Raw genomic sequence first — 17806 nt, 5'->3', positions numbered from 1 at the left:
TTGAAAATCATGGGCGCATCAATGTTTTCAATCAATAAAGGAGTGGGATTGAGTCAAGCGGCTAACTCAGAAATAATCCGTAAGCTCACAGCACTAAGAATCACTGGTTATAAAGATGCTCTAATTAATCAGGAAATTAATGAGGATGATGAGGCGGCGCTGAATAAACTTACCTTGCATTTAGGTGAAAAAATACTGAAGGTAAACCTCATTGGCGCTGATGGCACCGATGCCTACAAAGCGGCACGTTCTCAATTTAAGCGCATCATTGAACAGCTGAGTAAAACAAAGCTTTCGTTAATCGTATTTGCTGCGCAATTGCTGCAGTTCTACACCATAATTTGCGCAGAACAATTCAAGCCAGAAGGGGACTACCAAGAATTTCAACAACTCCTAGCCAATGGCAGTAATAAATTTGGTGCCGTAAATACTAATTTATTCATCATTGAGTATCAATTAATCAAAATTTATAACGATTCGGTGGCACTAGAAGATGCGAATGCCAATGCGGACGCTTTAGCAAAAGAGGCGCTAGCCCATTTAAACTTAATTGAAACGCAACTGCCGCGTTTAAAAGAGTCCCTTGATCAATTGGTTATTGCAGAGCCAGATAATGTATTTTTGCATTACCTCTTGTTTCTGCACAGCTATACTTCGGCCAAATTGCTTGAACTGCACTACATCTTAGAAGAAAAAAATTTATCCACAGAGGAAATATTAGCTCTCTCTGGGCGCCAAGAAATTTACCTTAAGGCGGCAAAAGATGCACTCGATACCATCGAGCAGTTAAAACAATTTTTTAAGGCATACAAGAAAAATTATGCCAAAGGTTTAGAGTTTGCTTTAGGTCAAGATTTACTACACAACCTACCAGAACACGATTTTCATGAAATCAGGAACCACTTATTGTCTTTAATTACGACAAATTCTTCTAGCCCATAAATAGTAACTAATTATTGAGGTAAATAATGGCGACCAATGAAACAGAATTACAAATCGAACTCGATAAAATTAAAAATAATGCCTTTGACGTCAAAGGCCATTTTAAGTTGCTGTTTGCCAATTTATTAGCTGAAAAACAGCACCAATATGAACACGTTTCCATTGTCGAGCAATTAATTGACGAAGACACTCTTGGTGCACAATTACAAAAAGAATACCCAGGAAAAGATTATGTGCTTTTATTCTACGCGCATAAGCCACACGCTACAGCCCTTCACCCAGATCCCCAATTTAAAAATGACCCCAGAGCCCATACCTCTTTATTGCTGTGCAAGGTTAATGAGGGTAAAATTGGGCATGTATTAAATATTGATGGTTATAATTACCCTAATTATGCTGACCCAACAAGAAATCCCCATATTAAGCAACGTTTAGTCATCCAGGCACAAGGAAACGCCGATCGCGAGCAGCTAACCCCATTGCAAAAAGCATCCTGGCAAAACATGAATTGCGTTCTTTATTCATTTACCTTTGCCGAACAAATTTTAGCGCTGTTTCAACAACAACCCGAGCTCATGAGTAATTTATTTTCTGAACAAGAAAAGACAAAAATATCAGCAGATAACTTATTTCTTTTGCACGAGGGGATACTTGCAGGTATGACCAACAAATATGTGCGGGCAGTTGGCCCACATTATATTTATGATCAATCGTTCAGTAAAGAACATCATGACCGTATGCGCGCAGCATTAGCAAAGAGTTATGAATTGCAATTTACCCAAGCTAAAGCACAACATAGCCATACGGCTATGGAAAATCAACAGGCCGATACGACACATCATCATGAATCCCCTGTACAACCAAATGCTGAAGATAAGCCACCAGTAAATACGCATAAGGATGCAATGGTAAAGACAGATATACTCGACCATGAAGAACCTCTAACACCACAAAGTCCAGAACATGACAAAGATAATGAAAAAACCAGGCAGACAGCGACGATTCAAGATTCTGGAACAGAGAAACAATCAACAACGCATCAAGATACCAATAATTATAACTTCTTACTCAATGCAGGAATTGCTCTTAGCGCTACCTTAGCCATTGGTGCCTTTGTGGTCGCGGCCATAGCATTAGCAGCTGTTGTTATTATGCCGCCTGTAGCAATAGCGGCAGTGATTACCGTTGGTGCTGTCGCAGGATTAGTAAGTTATGGCTTATTCAATACGAAAAATAAAGAAAAACCGGAGGAATCGCCTGATAATACTGCGACGACCACGAAGCAATCGGGTATGTAGCGTTAATGACAGTGGCTCCTAGCCCAGGGCATACAGCAAAACCCGGGCTACCATGAATATAAAAAAAACGAAGCACCTCGTCCAATCTAAGGGTACGCTTACCTTAACAGGCTCTGATGTGAATATTAGGATTCCCCGGATCTACCACAAAAAGAGGTGGAAACTCACCTAATTCACGCGTACGGGCAAGTAAATCATCAATATTAGATAATACAAAGTCATATAATACTTGATAACTATCAATCACAAAATAAACCGGTTGCAACATATCAATACGATAAGGCATACGAAAGGCAACGATGGGATCAAAAATTACTCTTAATGGCACATCACTTTCAACGCTATATACCGTTTCACTAATGGAAGACAAGATACCACCACCATAAGCCCGTAATCCTTGCGGTGTGCGGATTAAACCAAATTCAACGGTATACCAAAACATCCGTTGTAATAAAGGCCAATCAGCTTCAGGAAAACTCAGGACTTTACAGGCGTAATCGTGCACAAACTCGGCATACACACTGTTTGTAAGCATAGGACAATGGCCAAAAATTTCATGGAATATATCCGGCTCTTTTACATAATCCAACTCTTCTTCAACACGAATAAACATAGCCACTGGAAACTGTTTTTTTGCCAATAGCTCAAAAAATTCTCGTGCTGAAATTAACGCGGCAACAGGTGCAGCCTGCCAACCGGTTTCTGCACTAAGGCGCTGACTCAAATCAGGAAGTTGCGGGATACTTTGTGAAGTAATCCCCAAAGTTTTCAACCCGGTTATAAATTCATCGCAAGCTCTTCCTGAGATTAATTTCATTTGTCGCTCAAATAAAATAGTCCAAACTTTGTTTTCTTCTGCCGAATAACTAACATACCCCTGAGCGTTGGGAACATGTGCAACATAACGACTTGAAAACTCCATACTTTCTCCTTCACTCAAATAAAAAGACCCAACCTACACCTCAGGTGTTACAACCCCTAGTTATTAGGCAATACGCGTCTAAATGTCAATAACTATTACAGATTTTTCAAATTATGCGATAAAATCAATAGATATTGAATCATCAGGGAATACCAATGACCATAGCTATTTTGGCAACAGGCGATGAAATTGTGCACGGAGATACACTGAATACTAATGGCCATAATATTGCCCATGCCCTTAGTTCAGAAGGATTATCATTAGGCTTCCAGCTAGCATGCAGCGACAAAGAAGTAGACATCATCAACTGTTTGCACTTTTTAGCAGAGAACCATGACATTATAATTATCATTGGCGGCTTGGGGCCAACTACGGATGATCTCACCCGTTTTGCCTTAGCAAAATTTATGGACACTACCCTAGTGCAACATGAAGAAGCCCTTGAACACATCAAAAAACGCCTGCAACATGCGAAAATGGTACTCAATCAAGGCAATCTGCAACAGTGTTTGTTTCCTGAGCATGCCAAACTCTTACCTAATCCTAATGGCAGCGCCATGGGTTGTTGTTACCGCCACAATGAAAAAACCTTTATTTTATTACCTGGGCCCCCACGTGAATGCCTGCCAATGTTTAATCATTATGCATTCCCTATACTGCAGAAAACGTCCCACAGCCAAAAACAAATACTGAAATGGCGGATATTTGGTTTACCAGAAAGTGAGATAGCCCAAGCATTAGAAGATGCACTTAAGGATGTTGACTGCCAAACTGGTTATCGCTGGGAAGCGCCCTACATTGAATTTAAAGTACGTTGTAAACAGGAAGTAGTAGCGAAGGTCAAAAGCATTATTGACCCAATCCTTGCCCCACATATTATCAGCACCATTGATAAAAAAGCCTCTGATGTCTTACGTGAACACTTGCTTAAACTTAATGAACCAATAACTATTATCGATGAGGCAACTGGTGGTTTGCTCCAAAGAGCGCTCAATAAACCTGGGTTACATCATTTATTAAATTTTAATGGCTTAATTAAAAATGGCCCATATTTTCACATCACCGGTCTTGAAGACTATTGGCAACAAAAACCCTTTACCGGCACAACGCAATTAGTCATTCACTACAGCAAGGGAAAACATCACGGCACCGAAACGCACACCATTCCTTATCGTACCCCTACCGTATTAGAACATGCTACAGAATGGTTAAGCTTCAGGCTCTTTCATCTCATCAATGAGTTGCATTAATGAGTAACACAGTTGCTGTGTTCCTTGACCGCTGATTGCAGAAATAGGAAACACCTTCTCTTTCCATTCCAGGCCATCAACTATGGCCTGAATACGCGCTTCGCGCTCAGCTTCATCAGGCAACATATCGATTTTATTTAATACCAACCAACGTGGTTTTTGCAACAACTCGGGATTGTATTCATTCAGCTCATTAAGAATGGCTTTTGCCGAAACGACTGGATCACTACCATCTAAGGGTGCCACATCAATTACATGCAGTAACACGCAGGTACGTGAAAGATGTTTTAGAAAACGATGCCCTAAACCAGCACCAGCAGATGCGCCTTCGATAAGGCCGGGAATATCCGCCATCACAAAGCTCTTATGCGAAGAAACACTCACCACCCCTAAACCAGGGTGCAAGGTAGTAAACGGGTAATCCGCTACTTTAGCTTTAGAGCTGGAAACCGCGCGAATTAACGTAGACTTTCCTGCATTGGGAAGACCTAACAAACCCACATCAGCTAGAACACGCAGTTCTAAACGTAAATGTCTTGACTCACCAGCACTGCCTGGACTTGATTGGCGAGGAGAGCGATTCACACTGCTCTTATAACGTGTATTTCCTAAACCATGGAAACCACCCTGAGCAATCAATACCGGAACACCCACTTGACTAATATCACCCAACAATTCACCGCTATCGACATCATAAATCAGTGTACCAACAGGCACTTTGATAATTAAGTCATCGCCTTTTTTCCCACTGCAATTGCTACCCATGCCCTGCTGACCATTACCGGCCTTATAATGACGCATGTAGCGAAAATCAATGAGGGTATTAAGATTATTGCTGGCTTCAAAGTAAATGCTACCACCGTCTCCGCCATCACCACCATCAGGCCCGCCACGAGGGATAAATTTTTCGCGTCTGAAGCTCACACAACCATTACCACCGTTACCGGCATCAATTTTAATAATTGCTTCATCAACGAATCTCATGACTTACCTCAACATAAAAAAAAACCCCGCTACCGGGGTTAGCAAAAAAGAATACTGTAAAACTAGATGTAGGTTGGGTCATTTTGCCCCAAAAACAGTGCCATCCCTAACTTGATACTGGTGATGAACAACGAACGCTGAGTCAAATGACCCAACCTACATAAAATAACTTGCTAGTTAACCGCTTCTTCTTGTTGCTCTGCAACTATAGTCACATACTTACGGTTCTTCACGCCTTTAACAACGAATTGAACCAAACCTTCAACCAAGGCAAATAAAGTATGATCACGCCCAACGCCGACACCTGGTCCTGCGTGGAAACGAGTACCACGTTGTCTTACAAGAATCTCACCTGCATTAACAAACTGGCCACCATAACGCTTCACACCCAGGAACTTAGGATTCGAGTCGCGGCCGTTACGAGTACTACCACCTGCTTTTTTATGAGCCATTGCTTTCCCCTCTTACTTGCTTATCGCAGTAATTTTAACTTGCGAATAATATTGTCTGTGCCCCATTTGTTTCATATGGTGCTTACGACGACGGAACTTAATAATTTTAACTTTCTTATGACGGCCATGATCAAGCACTTCAGCTTTAACAATTGCCGTAGCAACAAATGGCGTACCGCAAATAACGTTATCACCATCGGCCAACATTAATACTTCTTCAAATTTGATTTCGTTGCCAACATCTTCAGGCAGCAATTCGATCTTAAGTACATCGCCTTCCTTCACGGTATATTGCTTACCGCCAGTTTTGATTACCGCATACATAATTTTTCTCCAATTCGCCTGATTGGCTATCACAAATTCAACAAAGTCGCATATTCTATGCAATTATGACAACGACTTCAAGTGCAATTTCTATTTATGTTCATTTTAAAATATTGTATACTTCGCCACCCTTTCCGAATTTTCAAACTAAATTAAGTTCGGTATTTAATCTGGTCGCGGATTAGGTAAGGGAAATTATATACAATTTTTGGAGCATTATATAATGTCAAACATTCTTTTAGAAGCAGAATCAAGAACGGATATGGGGAAAGGTGCGAGCCGCCGCCTACGTCGTCTTGAAAACAAAGTACCCGCAGTCATTTATGGCGGCGAGAAAAAACCAATGTCTATTCATTTTCAGCACAATAAAGTCATTAAAGCTTTAGAAACTGAAAGTATTTACTCCAGCGTTTTTGATATTACCATTGATGGAAAAGTAGAGCACGTTATTTTAAAAGCATTACAACGTCACCCTTACAAACCATTAGTAATGCACATGGACTTACAACGTGTATCTAAGAAAGACGTCCTGGTTAAATTAGTACCACTCCACTTTGTCAATGAGCAACAAGCTCCCGGTATTAAAGCAGGCGGTATGATTAACCATACGATGACACAAATTGAAATCCGTTGCCAAGCTAAAGATCTGCCTGAATTCATTGAAGTCGACATGGCAAAAGTTGCATTAGATGATGTAATTCACTTATCTAACTTGAAATTACCCAAAGGCGTTCATTTAACGGTTGATCTAGCGGATCACAGCCATGACTCTCCAGTTGTAAGCATTCATATGCCTCGAGTTAGTGCTGCCGAAGAAGAAGCTACAGAAGTTTCAGCATCTGCTGTACCTACTGCAAGTTCCGCATCTGAGAAAGGTGAAGAATAAATTCTTCCCTGTCAAAGTAAAGATATCCTGGGCGAAGCAAAAGCCGAACCCAGGCTACAATATAAGTTCATAAACCCTATGTAGCACCAAATCAAAGAGCTTATGATCATGGCGATAAAACTTATCATTGGATTACGCAATCCCGGCTCAGCTTATGAACATACTCGCCATAATGCAGGCGGATGGCTCACAGCCGCGTTAGCGCAACGACACAGCACTTCATTCAAATTAGAAAAAAAAATGCAGGCTGAACTGGCTGAACTGAAGTTGAATAATCATACGGGTAAATTGGTTCTCCCTTTAACGTTTATGAACCACAGCGGTCAACCAACCCGCCTAATCAGTCAATTTTACCGTATTCAACCTGAAGAAATATTGGTTGTTCATGATGAACTGGATTTACCAGCGGGACGCATTAAATTAAAAACTGGCGGCGGCCATGGGGGGCACAACGGCTTAAGAGACATTATAGCCCAGTTAGGTAGCCCTCATTTTCATCGTTTACGCATTGGCATAGGTCATCCTGGCCATAAAGACTTAGTACATCAATACGTGCTTGGTAAACCGTCTGCACATGATAGACAACAAATTTATGATGCGATCGATAGGGGCATAGCCGTTATGCCTTTAGTATTCTCTGGTGACCTAGCCAGAGCAATGAATCAATTAAACGTTTAACAGAGGTACTACTCATGGGATTTAAATGTGGAATCGTGGGCTTGCCCAACGTCGGTAAATCAACTCTGTTCAATGCCCTGACTAAAGCAGGCATAGAAGCAGCAAACTACCCTTTTTGTACCATTGAACCTAATGTGGGTATCGTCACGGTTCCCGATCTGCGGCTCGATGCTTTAAGTGCGATTGTCAAACCACAACAAGCGTTGCCAGCAACCATGCAATTCGTAGATATTGCTGGAATCGTTAAAGGGGCTTCAAAAGGAGAAGGCTTAGGTAACCAATTTTTAGCCAACATCAGGGAAACCGATGCCATTGCCCACGTAGTGCGCTGCTTTGAAAACACCGATGTCATTCATGTGGAAGGACAGGTTAACCCCTTAAGTGACATTGAAGTTATCAATACCGAATTGGCTTTAGCAGACATGGAAACAGTTGACAAAGCCCTATTAAAATCAGGGAAAAATAGCCGCAGCGGCAATAAAGAAGCAATTGCCGAAGTCAAAACATTGGAAAAAATCAAAGCGCATTTGGATGAAGGCCTTCCTGTACGCACACTAGACCTCAATGCTGACGAAGAACTGCTGGCACGTCGTTTATTTCTGCTTACAGCAAAGCCCGTCCTGTACATCGCAAATGTTGATGATAATGGCTATGAAAACAATCCATTACTCGATGCCGTACAAACATTAGCACAGCAAGAAAATGCCAGCATTGTTGCTTTATGCGCCGCAACTGAAGCTGAGTTAGTCGAGCTGGAAGACGAAGATCGCAAAGAATTCATGGATGATTTAGGCTTAAGCGAACCCGGATTACATCGCGTAATTCGCGCCGGTTATGATCTTTTAGGTTTGCAAACCTATTTTACGGCCGGTGTAAAAGAAGTAAGAGCCTGGACTATCCATAAAGGAGCGACCGCCCCACAAGCAGCTGGTGTTATTCACACTGATTTTGAAAAAGGATTTATCCGCGCCGAAGTGATTGCCTATGAAGCCTTTATTGCTTGTGGTGGCGAACAAGGCGCCAAAGAAGCCGGAAAATTGCGCTTAGAAGGTAAGGAATACATCGTTTGTGATGGCGATGTAATGCATTTTCGTTTTAATGTGTAATATTTCCTTTGTATGAGCAATTCAATCATGCGTACGTAGGTTGGGGCGTTTGAGCCAACCTACGGCAAATCCTCCCTCGACTCTGCTGCAAGTATCTACTGACTAATCTAGATTTCTCCCGTTTTACTTGACAATTAACATGTACAACCTTAGCATTTACTCATTGAATGGTAGAGGACAGACGATGACGATTGAGAGTATACGCGCGGCAGTAATTGATGATTTTAACGCGGTTAATGCTTTAATTGTTAATAAAATCGAATCACAAATCGGTTTGATTGATGACATGTCCCATCATGTAATTGAAAGTGGGGGTAAGCGCCTACGGCCCTTATTGGTTCTCTTAGCCAGCAATGCCTGCAGTTATCAAGGCAACGCGCATATTGCTCTAGCGGCAATGGTCGAATTTTTCCATACGGCAACTTTATTGCATGATGATGTTGTGGACGAATCGACCTTAAGACGAGGACGCGAAACCGCGAATAATATTTGGGGAAGCAAGGCCAGTATTCTGGTTGGTGATTATCTTTTTACGCAATCAATTGAATTAATGGTCGATTCTGGCAATCCAGCCATTCTTAAACTTTTTGCCAATACTGCCCTGGAAATTAGCTGTGGCGAGGTAAAACAACTGTCTAACCGCCATAATCCTGCGCTAACCTTTGAAGAATACTTTGATGTAATTCGTGCAAAAACAGCGCTCTTATTTGCAGCTGCTGCCTGTATTGGCCCAATGCTTAGTGATGCATCCAAAGAAGTTCAAGACAGTCTCTATGCCTACGGTTTGCACTTAGGCAATGCATTCCAGCTTATTGATGATGCCTTGGATTATTGTTCTGATGCTAAAACAATTGGCAAAAATATTGGTGACGATTTGGCTGACGGCAAGGCAACCCTACCATTAATTCATGCATTACAACACGGCTCAGAACGCCAAAAACAACAAATCATCGAAAGTCTGAAAAAAGGCAGCCTCGAATTCTTACCTGAAATTCTTATCGCTTTAGAAGAAACGAAAGCAATAGAATACACAAAAAAAGTAGCGGCACAGGAAATTGACACGGCCTTATCATTCTTAATGGTACTTCCTGATTCAAAATATAAAAATGCACTCACTCAATTAGCCCAATTTGCCTTACAACGAAGTTATTAATACCAACACTAATGGTCGCACCCGGTCTTTGGAATCAGATAAAGACACATATTAATAATGTTCTCGAAAAATATCGTATCCGTGCGCCATTATTCAATGCAGTGAAAAGCGATTTAGCCTTAAAAAATGATTTGAGAATGCGCTATACCGAACTTAAAGCGATGTACGCATCTGCAGAAGATGAGAAAAAAAGCTGCTGCCTCGGATTGTAAAAGGCAACCTATACCGCCAACTGTGTCGTTGGGTCAAACTGACCCAACCTATGACTAGTGTAAACAAATACCTAAAACTAATCGTCTATTTGAATAGAACCTAAATCATAGGTAGAAAACATCGATGGAGTTCCTTCTTTCTCTACCAACATAAAAAGACCGGTGCCAAATACACCAGCTTCAGAAAAAGTATAAGAAAACCCGCGAATCACATCTAATTGAAACCAACCATGCGGATCCAGTTCTATTTTATAAGAACGATAGTGGCATGGATTTATATCCGCATCCAATCGGGTAGTAATGCAAAAATTAGATGAAATCGTATACGTTTGCGCTGTTGCGGTATAGTTTTCAATATAAGCCTCAAGAACACCGCCGATTACGGCTGCCTTGCCAACAAAGCCTTCTATTTCCTGCTCCACACTGCTACGCAAAAGAATTCCTTCTTGGTCTTGATTCAAATTCAGCGCATTATTTTGCTTAAGAAGAGACTTTAATGAGTGCTTATTGCCTTTATGTGGGCGTTCTTTAGCGTGGATGGGCATATTCCCAGTTGTCCATTCTCGGTGCTCAAGAATCACTCCATGATGAATTGTCACTGCAAAAGTACTTTTCATTACCACTGAAGCTAGAACGAATCCAACTGATTTTCTTAACATTCATGTTCTCCATAAAACTATAATAATCCTTAATCTATCGTTAAGAAGTGTACCGGTTACTTAAAGTAAAACAAAGAAACTTCCCAAGAATTTTTACCAATATTAAAGGGAGAATCATCCTATTATTTAGAATAATTTATTGTCTAAATAGGGAAATTAAATACAAAAAAAATTTAATAAAAAAAGAGCATAGGACTAACGCATAATAACGTTATACAGCGAAAAGATTGACTTCCCGCATCGCTTTAAGCCGTGTCACAAAATCATCTTCCATTTTATAAAGAAGAGAATCATTAGGTAATTTTTGAATATACCCCAACGCCTCTAATTGATGCAGCGCCGGCATAATCTCTTCAATTAAATCATAGCGTAACCGTGGTATCGATGAATTCATAATCGCCGTTTTATCGACAACAAAAAACTCGCGTATATTGGCATACATTGGCTCATTAATATCATTTTTAAGCTGATTCATAAATAGCGAATAGTTATTGAATAATAAATCCCATTCATTTTTTTTCTCCTTATATCGTTCCATTTCACGCCGGTTGCCAGTAAACTTTTGCAGATAACAATGAATCATTGCTCCCAGCATACATCCAATTACCAACCCTGTTAAAAAAGAAAAATTCATGTTGATCATTTTACCTGTTTAAATTTATAGTTCGGTGCTGATTTTTATCCATCTTCCAGGAACGCGTCAAGTATTTTATAAACTCTCCTGCAATACCTTTTGTCATCCTGGTGAGAAGCGTTTAGGATTCACCACAATACCAAATGGCACAAAGATTTCTTTGCCTTTAATCTTCACTTGCGCGAATAACTTAATGAAGCCAATTTGATTTGGATTAACATGAAACTCAAGCTGCGGACCACCACGCTCCAGTACTCTAAGCGATTCATTGCCCAGCGGATGAATATGTACAAATGACTTAAAATCGGCATTAAAATCAATGGAGTGAGTATAAGAGCCTATTGCTGTCGCCAAATTAGGTACAGCCCTATCATTAAAAACCACAGTTGAAAACATTTCTTTTGCCGTGAGTAAATCAGCAATTAAATATTCCTGTTGTTGACTGTTGGTAAGGACGACATCCGCAGAACTTATTGATTGATAAAATAAACAGGCTATTGATGTAGTGACTATAAATAAAGCTCTAGCTATCTGGGTAAAACTCTTCATGATATTTTATCTCCAACTCTTCATGCGCAGTACTTTCTTCCTAACTGCGTTGCATAAATGAAGTTTTATCGTTGCTACAGATATTTTAATACAGCGTAAGAGGTTGAGTCACGCTTACAGCGGCACATTTTAATTTTTAGTAAATTTTTAATGTTTTAAAGGAATAATTATTTGTCATGCGAGAATAAGAAACGATACCCATATTAGACTGCAGAATATGGGCACCGAAATGATTAATTTGCGGTTTTTGCTGGCGCAGAAGTAGTAGACGTTGGTTTATTAACTAATGCGCTACTAGAACAATCTGCCGCGATGCCATCGATACCTTCATCATATTGTTTATCAGTCATATTATCTGATTGTTTGATGAGTGCCATTAATTTAGGCTTTGCACAGTCACAATAAGCAATCGTTTTCTGTTTATCAGCATCACTTAAATTAGGATAAATAAGATTCCAGCGGTCTTGACAATGATTCATAACGTCACTGTCCTGGGCCTTGCTTAAACCAATCTCATCCGCCAATGAATCCATCGCATCATGAAGCAAGGTTCTTGACATACATAATTGCATGGCTTTTTGTACCGAAGCGTCATCATTTAATGGTTGTTTTGCAACGCAACTACAATATTTTTCACCAAAATTTTTATAATCAACTTTATCTTTTGCCAAATCCGTTTTTTCCATCCAGGCATTGATGCATACCTTTTCAAAAGAATCACCACTTTGGGGTGCCGTATCTGCATAGGTTGCTAAAGAAAAAAAACCGACAATAAGCGCTGTTGCTATTGGTTTTAAAAGAAAAAAATTCATGTTATATCACTCCCTTGATATTAAAGTGGTCATCCATTGTACAGCATAGACTATGAAGCACGTGTTAGCCATCGAAGAAAGATAGTTCTTGCGGGAGCAATTGTTCCCGCTATAAATTTATCCCTCTAATTATCTACAATAGAATGAATTGATCAACATAAGAACATAATGACATGAATAAGTACTTGCTATTATCGAGCAGTCATATTACGCTGCGTGGGTACTAACTTTATTTGCTAACTCATTAAGGAGTTTCTTATGTTAAAAAAAGTTATTCTATCCGCCATGGCGGTCATTAGTTTATCTACGTTTCTTCCTGCGTATGCGGATGAGGACATGAGTTGTATGGTACAATTTGCGGTTGCATCACCACCAGTCAGACAAGATGCAAATGTTGCTTTTAATGTGAATAATGACAATGGCTTTAGTAAATCAATTACGCTCAGAGCAGGCAGCGAGCCACAAGTTATTGAACACCTACCGTGCTCTGCAGAGCCGCTAACAATTAGCGCAACACTTTATTCAACCTCATCCAATACCCTAGCTCTAGGACCAATAATTGGCAAATGTACATTAAAAGCAGGCCCCATTTTATTGAACGGTTCAAACAATAGCGTTTCAGTAGTATTTCCCTACGATTTTATTTGCGACAATTAAACCGATTATTGCCTGTTATCATAATCTCGCCGCATCAGTAGCGAGATTATAAATAAATGCGATCCTCCAGTTCCTCCTCATAACCAAAAAAGCGGATGTCTTTCAATCGGTAAGGAAAAAGCACTCCATCTAAGTGATCACACTCATGTTGAATAATACGTGCATGAAAATCTGCTGCAACTCGGGTAATAAGTTTGCCTTCTGGATCATAACCGCTGTACTCAATCTTTTTATAACGTGGCACGAGCCCTCTAAGACCAGGGACGCTCAAACATCCTTCCCATTCCTCAACCAGTTCATCAGACATAATTTGATATATGGGGTTAATCAAGATGGTAAATGGTACTGGTTTTTCATTAGGATAGCGTTTATTTTTTTCAAAGCCAAACATGATTACTCGTTTATTGTAACCTATCTGTGGTGCGGCAATCCCTACGCCACCTTTAGCATCCATCGTATCTTTCATGTTTTGAATTAATTCAGTAAGCTCTGGATAGGATCGAATTGCTGGATCAAAATCAACAACAGGTTCAGATGGGATGCCTAATTGTTTGTTACCCATTTTTACAACCGTTTGAATTGTCATGATGTCATTCACCAATGAATACTTAATTTGGCATGAGAGAAACCGCCACCAAGCCAAGAATTTTATGTTTCAAATACCCCATCGTCCTGCGCACACTGCCATTAAGTTAGCGTTGTAGCCCGGATTACGCTGCGCTAATCCGGGCTACGTTTAATAGGTTATACGTCCCAAAGTGCTTAACTTAATGGCAGTGAATCCAGAACTGCTCAAATGATCTAATTCTTTAATTATAGCGAGTTAAATTAATTTGCAACGCGAATACATTCCATTCCACCCAAATAAGGTCTTAAGGCAGTTGGAATATGAATATTCCCTTCTTTATCTTGATAATTTTCCATCAATGCGACTAAAGTTCGCCCAACAGCTAGCCCCGAACCATTCAAGGTATGCACCAGCTCGATTTCACGTGTTTGTGACTGTCGATAGCGTGCTTTCATCCGTCGAGCCTGGAATGCTTCCATATTCGAGCAAGAAGAAATTTCTCTATAGGTATTTTGGCTGGGTAACCACACTTCCAGATCGTAAGTCTTAGCCGAGCCTGCGCCCAAATCACCAGTACATAAGGCAACAACACGATACGGTAATTCAAGACGTTGCAATATTATTTCTGCATGCTGGGTTAATTGCTCTAATGCCGCATAAGAATCTTCAGGTTTGGTGATCCAAACTAATTCAACTTTTTCAAATTGGTGCTGACGAATCATCCCTTTAGTATCTTTACCATATGAACCAGCTTCACTGCGAAAACACGGTGAATGACACGCATGTCGAATAGGCAACACCTCTTCAGACAAGAGCATATCGCGTACGGTATTGGTTACGGGGATTTCTGCCGTAGAAGTCAAATAGTAACCCTGATCACCATTTAATTTAAATAAATCTTCTTCAAATTTAGGAAGTTGGCCTGTTCCTAACAAACTATCCGCATTCACGATGTAAGGAACATAAATTTCCTGGTAACCATGTTGTTGCGTATGAATATCCAACATAAATTGAATCAAAGCACGGTGCACCCTTGCCAATTGAGCTTTCATCACCACAAAACGACTGCCAGTCAATTTGGCAGCGAGGGCGAAATCCATTTGCCCTAAAGCTTCGCCTAATTCATCATGCGACTTAACGGGAAAATCAAAAGTAGGCACGGTTCCCCAGCGCCTTACTTCCTGATTATCGTTCTCGTCTTCGCCCACCGGAACAGATTCATGCGGAAGATTAGGTAATCGCAAAGCAATGGCTTCAATTTGGTGCAATACATCGTCAAGTTCTAATTTTTTCTGTTCTAATTCCGCACCCAGACGATTTACTTCTGCACGCATCGATTCAATATCTTCACCGCGTGACTTTGCTTCACCTATAGCTTTAGAACGCGTATTCCGTTCATTTTGCAACGCTTGCGTTGCAACTTGTAAGGCTTTGCGTCGTTCTTCTAAAGCGCTAAATGCCGCAACATCAAACTTAAAACCGCGTGTTAACAATTGAGAAGCAACAAATTGTGGATTTTCTCGCAATAACTGACTGTCTAACATAGGCTATCACTCTTAAATTAGGTTGGTTTATATCCCTTCAACTCCATACCACCGCTCTTAGCATAAGAGCGATGCAGTTTTTTTGCTTATCTTACGATACCACGTGCCGATCGATTCAAGGCATCAATCATAGGAATTACTTCTGGGCATTCATTTTGCATTTGTTCTAATTCAGCTACCGCTTGCTGCACAGTAAATCCTTTACGGAAAATAATTTTATAGGCACGACGTAACGAATTAATCGTCTCAGAAGAAAATCCTCGTCGGCGTAAGCCTACCGTATTTATGCCATATACCGAAGAGTTATAACCTGCGACCATAATGTAAGGAAGTACATCTTTAGGCGCATAAGTCGCTCGCGCAATAAAAGCATAGGCTCCTACGTGACAAAATTGATGCACGGCAGCATAACCACCAATGATGGCATAATCATCAACAGTCACATGGCCAGATAGAGCACCATAATTAATCATGATGATGTTATTACCCAGCATACAATCATGCCCAACATGGGTATAGGCCATTAAAAAATTATTATTGCCAATACGTGTAAGACCACCACCTTTGATGGTACCACGGCTAATCATACAATATTCACGAATGATGTTATTATCGCCTATTTCCAGTCGTGTCGGCTCACCTTGATAAGTGACATCTTGTGGCTCATCGCCAATAGAAGCAAATTGGAAAATTTTATTATTTTTACCAATAGTCGTTGGGCCTTCAATGACAGCATAAGGGCCAATCCAGGTATTTTCGCCAATTTCAACATCTGCGCCAATAATTGCGCCGGGACTTACCGTTACACCGTTTGCCAGTTTAGCTGATGGGTGAATTATTGCTCGTTCATCTATCACTTTTGAATTTCCTTTGCTGCACTTAATAAATCCGCAGAACAGGCCAGTTTATCACCTACATAAGCTTCGCCGCGCATACGCCAAAATTCTCTTTTCTTGCCTAAAAACTTCACTTCCAAGCGTAATTGATCGCCCGGAGTGACTATTTGTTTAAATTTTGCTTTATCAATACCTGCAAAAAAATGTAATACATTGTCCTCATGAGTGTGCGAGAGGCCAGCGAGAAGACCACTGGCTTGGGCCAACGCTTCCAACATCAGTACCCCAGGCATGACTGGGTTTTCTGGAAAATGACCCGTAAAAAAATTCTCATTAATAGTGACATTTTTTATCGCAATTAAATAATCATAGGCTTTATAATCTAATACCCTATCAACCAAGAGCATTGGGTAACGGTGAGGCAACAAATCAAAAATTTGTCTTATATCCACAATAGATTCACTCATACGTAATTTCCCGTTTAATTATCAGGTTTCTAAAAGAGGGATTATTATCCTGTTTTAATCTATTCAAATCAATTATAAATATAACTATTCACCAATTATTCAACACCGACATCAAAAGCATGCAGCAATACAACACCAGCCAGAGTCGGATCTAGAGACAATGCATGATCATAATAAGCAAAGGATTGGAGGGTAACACACTTTAATAAGGCAAAAAAATGGCGTGCTCAGCATTTTCATACCACACGCCATCTACATACTCTGCTCTTTGTGCTCAAGTTAGCAACTTGGCATCGCCAGATTAATTAATTGATTGCTTTAACAACTTTGTCAGTTACATCAAGAGCATCAGCACTAAAAGGTGCTGCATCTTTTTGTACGATAAGATCGTATTTGTCGTCTTTAGCAACTTTTGCAATCGCTGCACGAACTTTAGAATACAAACCTTCCATCGCTTCATTATTAGCAGTACTTAATTCTTGTTGGTATTGTTGGCCATCACGCTCGAATTGTTGCTGCGTTGCAATGATTTTCTTTTCCAAATCTTTCTTTTGATTCGCACCCATTACTGCACTGTCACGCTTGAATTTTTCCATATCGGCTTTCAAGCTGCCTTCCATCGCTACTAACTTATCACGACGTGGTTTGAATTCTTTTTCCAATTTTTGTTGGATGTCTTTCATTTGGCTAGAAGTCTGCATGATTTTTTGCAAATCAACCACACCAATCTTTGCTGCATCAGCAAATGCATTAGCACAAAAAACGCTGAAAACTAGGGCTAAAACGCCGGCAAACCGCTTCATATCTATCTCCTCAATTAAAGATCAAGATGCTAGCACAATTCGAAATAGGTTGCGATATACACAACGGGAG

General features: G+C 40.3%; 21 protein-coding genes. 8 read left to right on the top strand and 13 right to left on the bottom strand.

Features of this window, described 5'->3' with window-relative positions:
• Positions 1 to 9: 9 nt before the first annotated feature.
• Both LDG_RS16005 and LDG_RS16000 read left to right on the top strand, forming a co-directional pair.
• A complete protein-coding gene (locus LDG_RS16005; RefSeq protein WP_006872490.1) occupies positions 10 to 942 on the top strand; it encodes a hypothetical protein in 933 nt (310 codons plus the stop codon).
• Between the two features lie 26 nt (positions 943 to 968).
• A complete protein-coding gene (locus LDG_RS16000; RefSeq protein ID WP_006872489.1) occupies positions 969 to 2240 on the top strand; it encodes a hypothetical protein in 1272 nt (423 codons plus the stop codon).
• Between the two features lie 103 nt (positions 2241 to 2343).
• Here the strand turns inward: LDG_RS16000 and phhA are convergent, their stop codons facing one another.
• Positions 2344 to 3162, bottom strand: a complete 819-nt coding sequence (phhA, locus tag LDG_RS15995; protein ID WP_006872488.1) for a phenylalanine 4-monooxygenase — start codon at positions 3160 to 3162, stop codon at positions 2344 to 2346.
• A gap of 155 nt (positions 3163 to 3317) precedes the next feature.
• On the opposite strand from phhA, the gene LDG_RS15990 reads away from it, so the two are divergent.
• Complete coding sequence (locus LDG_RS15990; protein ID WP_006872487.1) at positions 3318 to 4412, top strand: competence/damage-inducible protein A; 1095 nt, start codon at positions 3318 to 3320, stop codon at positions 4410 to 4412.
• Here the strand turns inward: LDG_RS15990 and cgtA are convergent.
• The 3 genes from cgtA to rplU all read right to left on the bottom strand — a co-directional run bounded on the left by cgtA (position 4371) and on the right by rplU (position 6172).
• Positions 4371 to 5396 (bottom strand): Obg family GTPase CgtA, encoded by a 1026-nt coding sequence (gene cgtA / locus LDG_RS15985; RefSeq protein ID WP_006872486.1) that lies wholly within the window; start codon positions 5394 to 5396, stop codon positions 4371 to 4373. The genes LDG_RS15990 and cgtA overlap by 42 nt on opposite strands.
• Positions 5397 to 5569: 173 nt before the next feature.
• Positions 5570 to 5848 (bottom strand): 50S ribosomal protein L27, encoded by a 279-nt coding sequence (gene rpmA, locus LDG_RS15980; protein ID WP_006872485.1) that lies wholly within the window; start codon positions 5846 to 5848, stop codon positions 5570 to 5572.
• Between the two features lie 12 nt (positions 5849 to 5860).
• Positions 5861 to 6172, bottom strand: coding sequence for a 50S ribosomal protein L21 (rplU, locus tag LDG_RS15975; RefSeq protein WP_006872484.1), 312 nt, complete (start codon positions 6170 to 6172; stop codon positions 5861 to 5863).
• Between the two features lie 223 nt (positions 6173 to 6395).
• Here rplU and LDG_RS15970 point away from each other — a divergent pair, with 223 nt between their 5' ends.
• The 4 genes from LDG_RS15970 to LDG_RS15955 all read left to right on the top strand — a co-directional run bounded on the left by LDG_RS15970 (position 6396) and on the right by LDG_RS15955 (position 9995).
• On the top strand, positions 6396 to 7058 hold the full coding sequence (locus tag LDG_RS15970; protein WP_006872482.1) for a 50S ribosomal protein L25/general stress protein Ctc: 663 nt from the start codon (positions 6396 to 6398) through the stop codon (positions 7056 to 7058).
• 108 nt (positions 7059 to 7166) lie between these two features.
• Entirely contained in the window at positions 7167 to 7736 is a 570-nt protein-coding gene (pth, locus tag LDG_RS15965; protein WP_006872481.1) for an aminoacyl-tRNA hydrolase, read from the top strand.
• A gap of 14 nt (positions 7737 to 7750) precedes the next feature.
• Positions 7751 to 8842: a redox-regulated ATPase YchF gene (gene ychF, locus LDG_RS15960; protein WP_040536260.1), complete on the top strand. Its 1092-nt coding sequence runs from the start codon at positions 7751 to 7753 to the stop codon at positions 8840 to 8842.
• A 184-nt stretch (positions 8843 to 9026) separates the two neighbouring features.
• A complete protein-coding gene (locus LDG_RS15955; protein WP_006872479.1) occupies positions 9027 to 9995 on the top strand; it encodes a polyprenyl synthetase family protein in 969 nt (322 codons plus the stop codon).
• A 289-nt stretch (positions 9996 to 10284) separates the two neighbouring features.
• Here the strand turns inward: LDG_RS15955 and LDG_RS15945 are convergent, their stop codons facing one another.
• The 4 genes from LDG_RS15945 to LDG_RS15930 all read right to left on the bottom strand — a co-directional run bounded on the left by LDG_RS15945 (position 10285) and on the right by LDG_RS15930 (position 12861).
• On the bottom strand, positions 10285 to 10866 hold the full coding sequence (locus tag LDG_RS15945) for a hypothetical protein (RefSeq protein ID WP_006872477.1): 582 nt from the start codon (positions 10864 to 10866) through the stop codon (positions 10285 to 10287).
• Positions 10867 to 11077: 211 nt separating this feature from the next.
• Complete coding sequence (locus tag LDG_RS15940; RefSeq protein ID WP_006872476.1) at positions 11078 to 11500, bottom strand: hypothetical protein; 423 nt, start codon at positions 11498 to 11500, stop codon at positions 11078 to 11080.
• Between the two features lie 102 nt (positions 11501 to 11602).
• Entirely contained in the window at positions 11603 to 12049 is a 447-nt protein-coding gene (locus LDG_RS15935) for a hypothetical protein (protein ID WP_006872475.1), read from the bottom strand.
• Positions 12050 to 12282: 233 nt separating this feature from the next.
• Complete coding sequence (locus LDG_RS15930; protein ID WP_006872474.1) at positions 12283 to 12861, bottom strand: hypothetical protein; 579 nt, start codon at positions 12859 to 12861, stop codon at positions 12283 to 12285.
• A 258-nt stretch (positions 12862 to 13119) separates the two neighbouring features.
• On the opposite strand from LDG_RS15930, the gene LDG_RS15925 reads away from it, so the two are divergent.
• Positions 13120 to 13518: a hypothetical protein gene (locus tag LDG_RS15925; protein ID WP_006872473.1), complete on the top strand. Its 399-nt coding sequence runs from the start codon at positions 13120 to 13122 to the stop codon at positions 13516 to 13518.
• Positions 13519 to 13564: 46 nt separating this feature from the next.
• On the opposite strand, the gene def is transcribed toward LDG_RS15925, so the two are convergent.
• From def to LDG_RS15900, 5 genes are all read right to left on the bottom strand, one after another.
• Positions 13565 to 14104 (bottom strand): peptide deformylase, encoded by a 540-nt coding sequence (gene def, locus LDG_RS15920; protein WP_006872472.1) that lies wholly within the window; start codon positions 14102 to 14104, stop codon positions 13565 to 13567.
• A gap of 242 nt (positions 14105 to 14346) precedes the next feature.
• Positions 14347 to 15630, bottom strand: a complete 1284-nt coding sequence (serS, locus tag LDG_RS15915) for a serine--tRNA ligase (protein WP_006872470.1) — start codon at positions 15628 to 15630, stop codon at positions 14347 to 14349.
• An 86-nt stretch (positions 15631 to 15716) separates the two neighbouring features.
• A complete protein-coding gene (lpxA, locus tag LDG_RS15910) occupies positions 15717 to 16487 on the bottom strand; it encodes an acyl-ACP--UDP-N-acetylglucosamine O-acyltransferase (protein ID WP_006872469.1) in 771 nt (256 codons plus the stop codon).
• Positions 16484 to 16933: a 3-hydroxyacyl-ACP dehydratase FabZ gene (gene fabZ / locus LDG_RS15905; RefSeq protein WP_006872468.1), complete on the bottom strand. Its 450-nt coding sequence runs from the start codon at positions 16931 to 16933 to the stop codon at positions 16484 to 16486. The genes lpxA and fabZ overlap by 4 nt, the downstream gene beginning before the upstream one ends.
• 305 nt (positions 16934 to 17238) lie before the next feature.
• Positions 17239 to 17736, bottom strand: coding sequence for an OmpH family outer membrane protein (locus LDG_RS15900; RefSeq protein WP_006872467.1), 498 nt, complete (start codon positions 17734 to 17736; stop codon positions 17239 to 17241).
• Positions 17737 to 17806 lie beyond the last annotated feature (70 nt).

This window comes from Legionella drancourtii LLAP12 (assembly GCF_000162755.2).
Classification (GTDB): Bacteria; Pseudomonadota; Gammaproteobacteria; order Legionellales; family Legionellaceae; genus Legionella; species Legionella drancourtii.
Note: the sequence above shows the minus strand (reverse complement) of the source record. Positions and strands in the feature narration are given on the sequence as shown.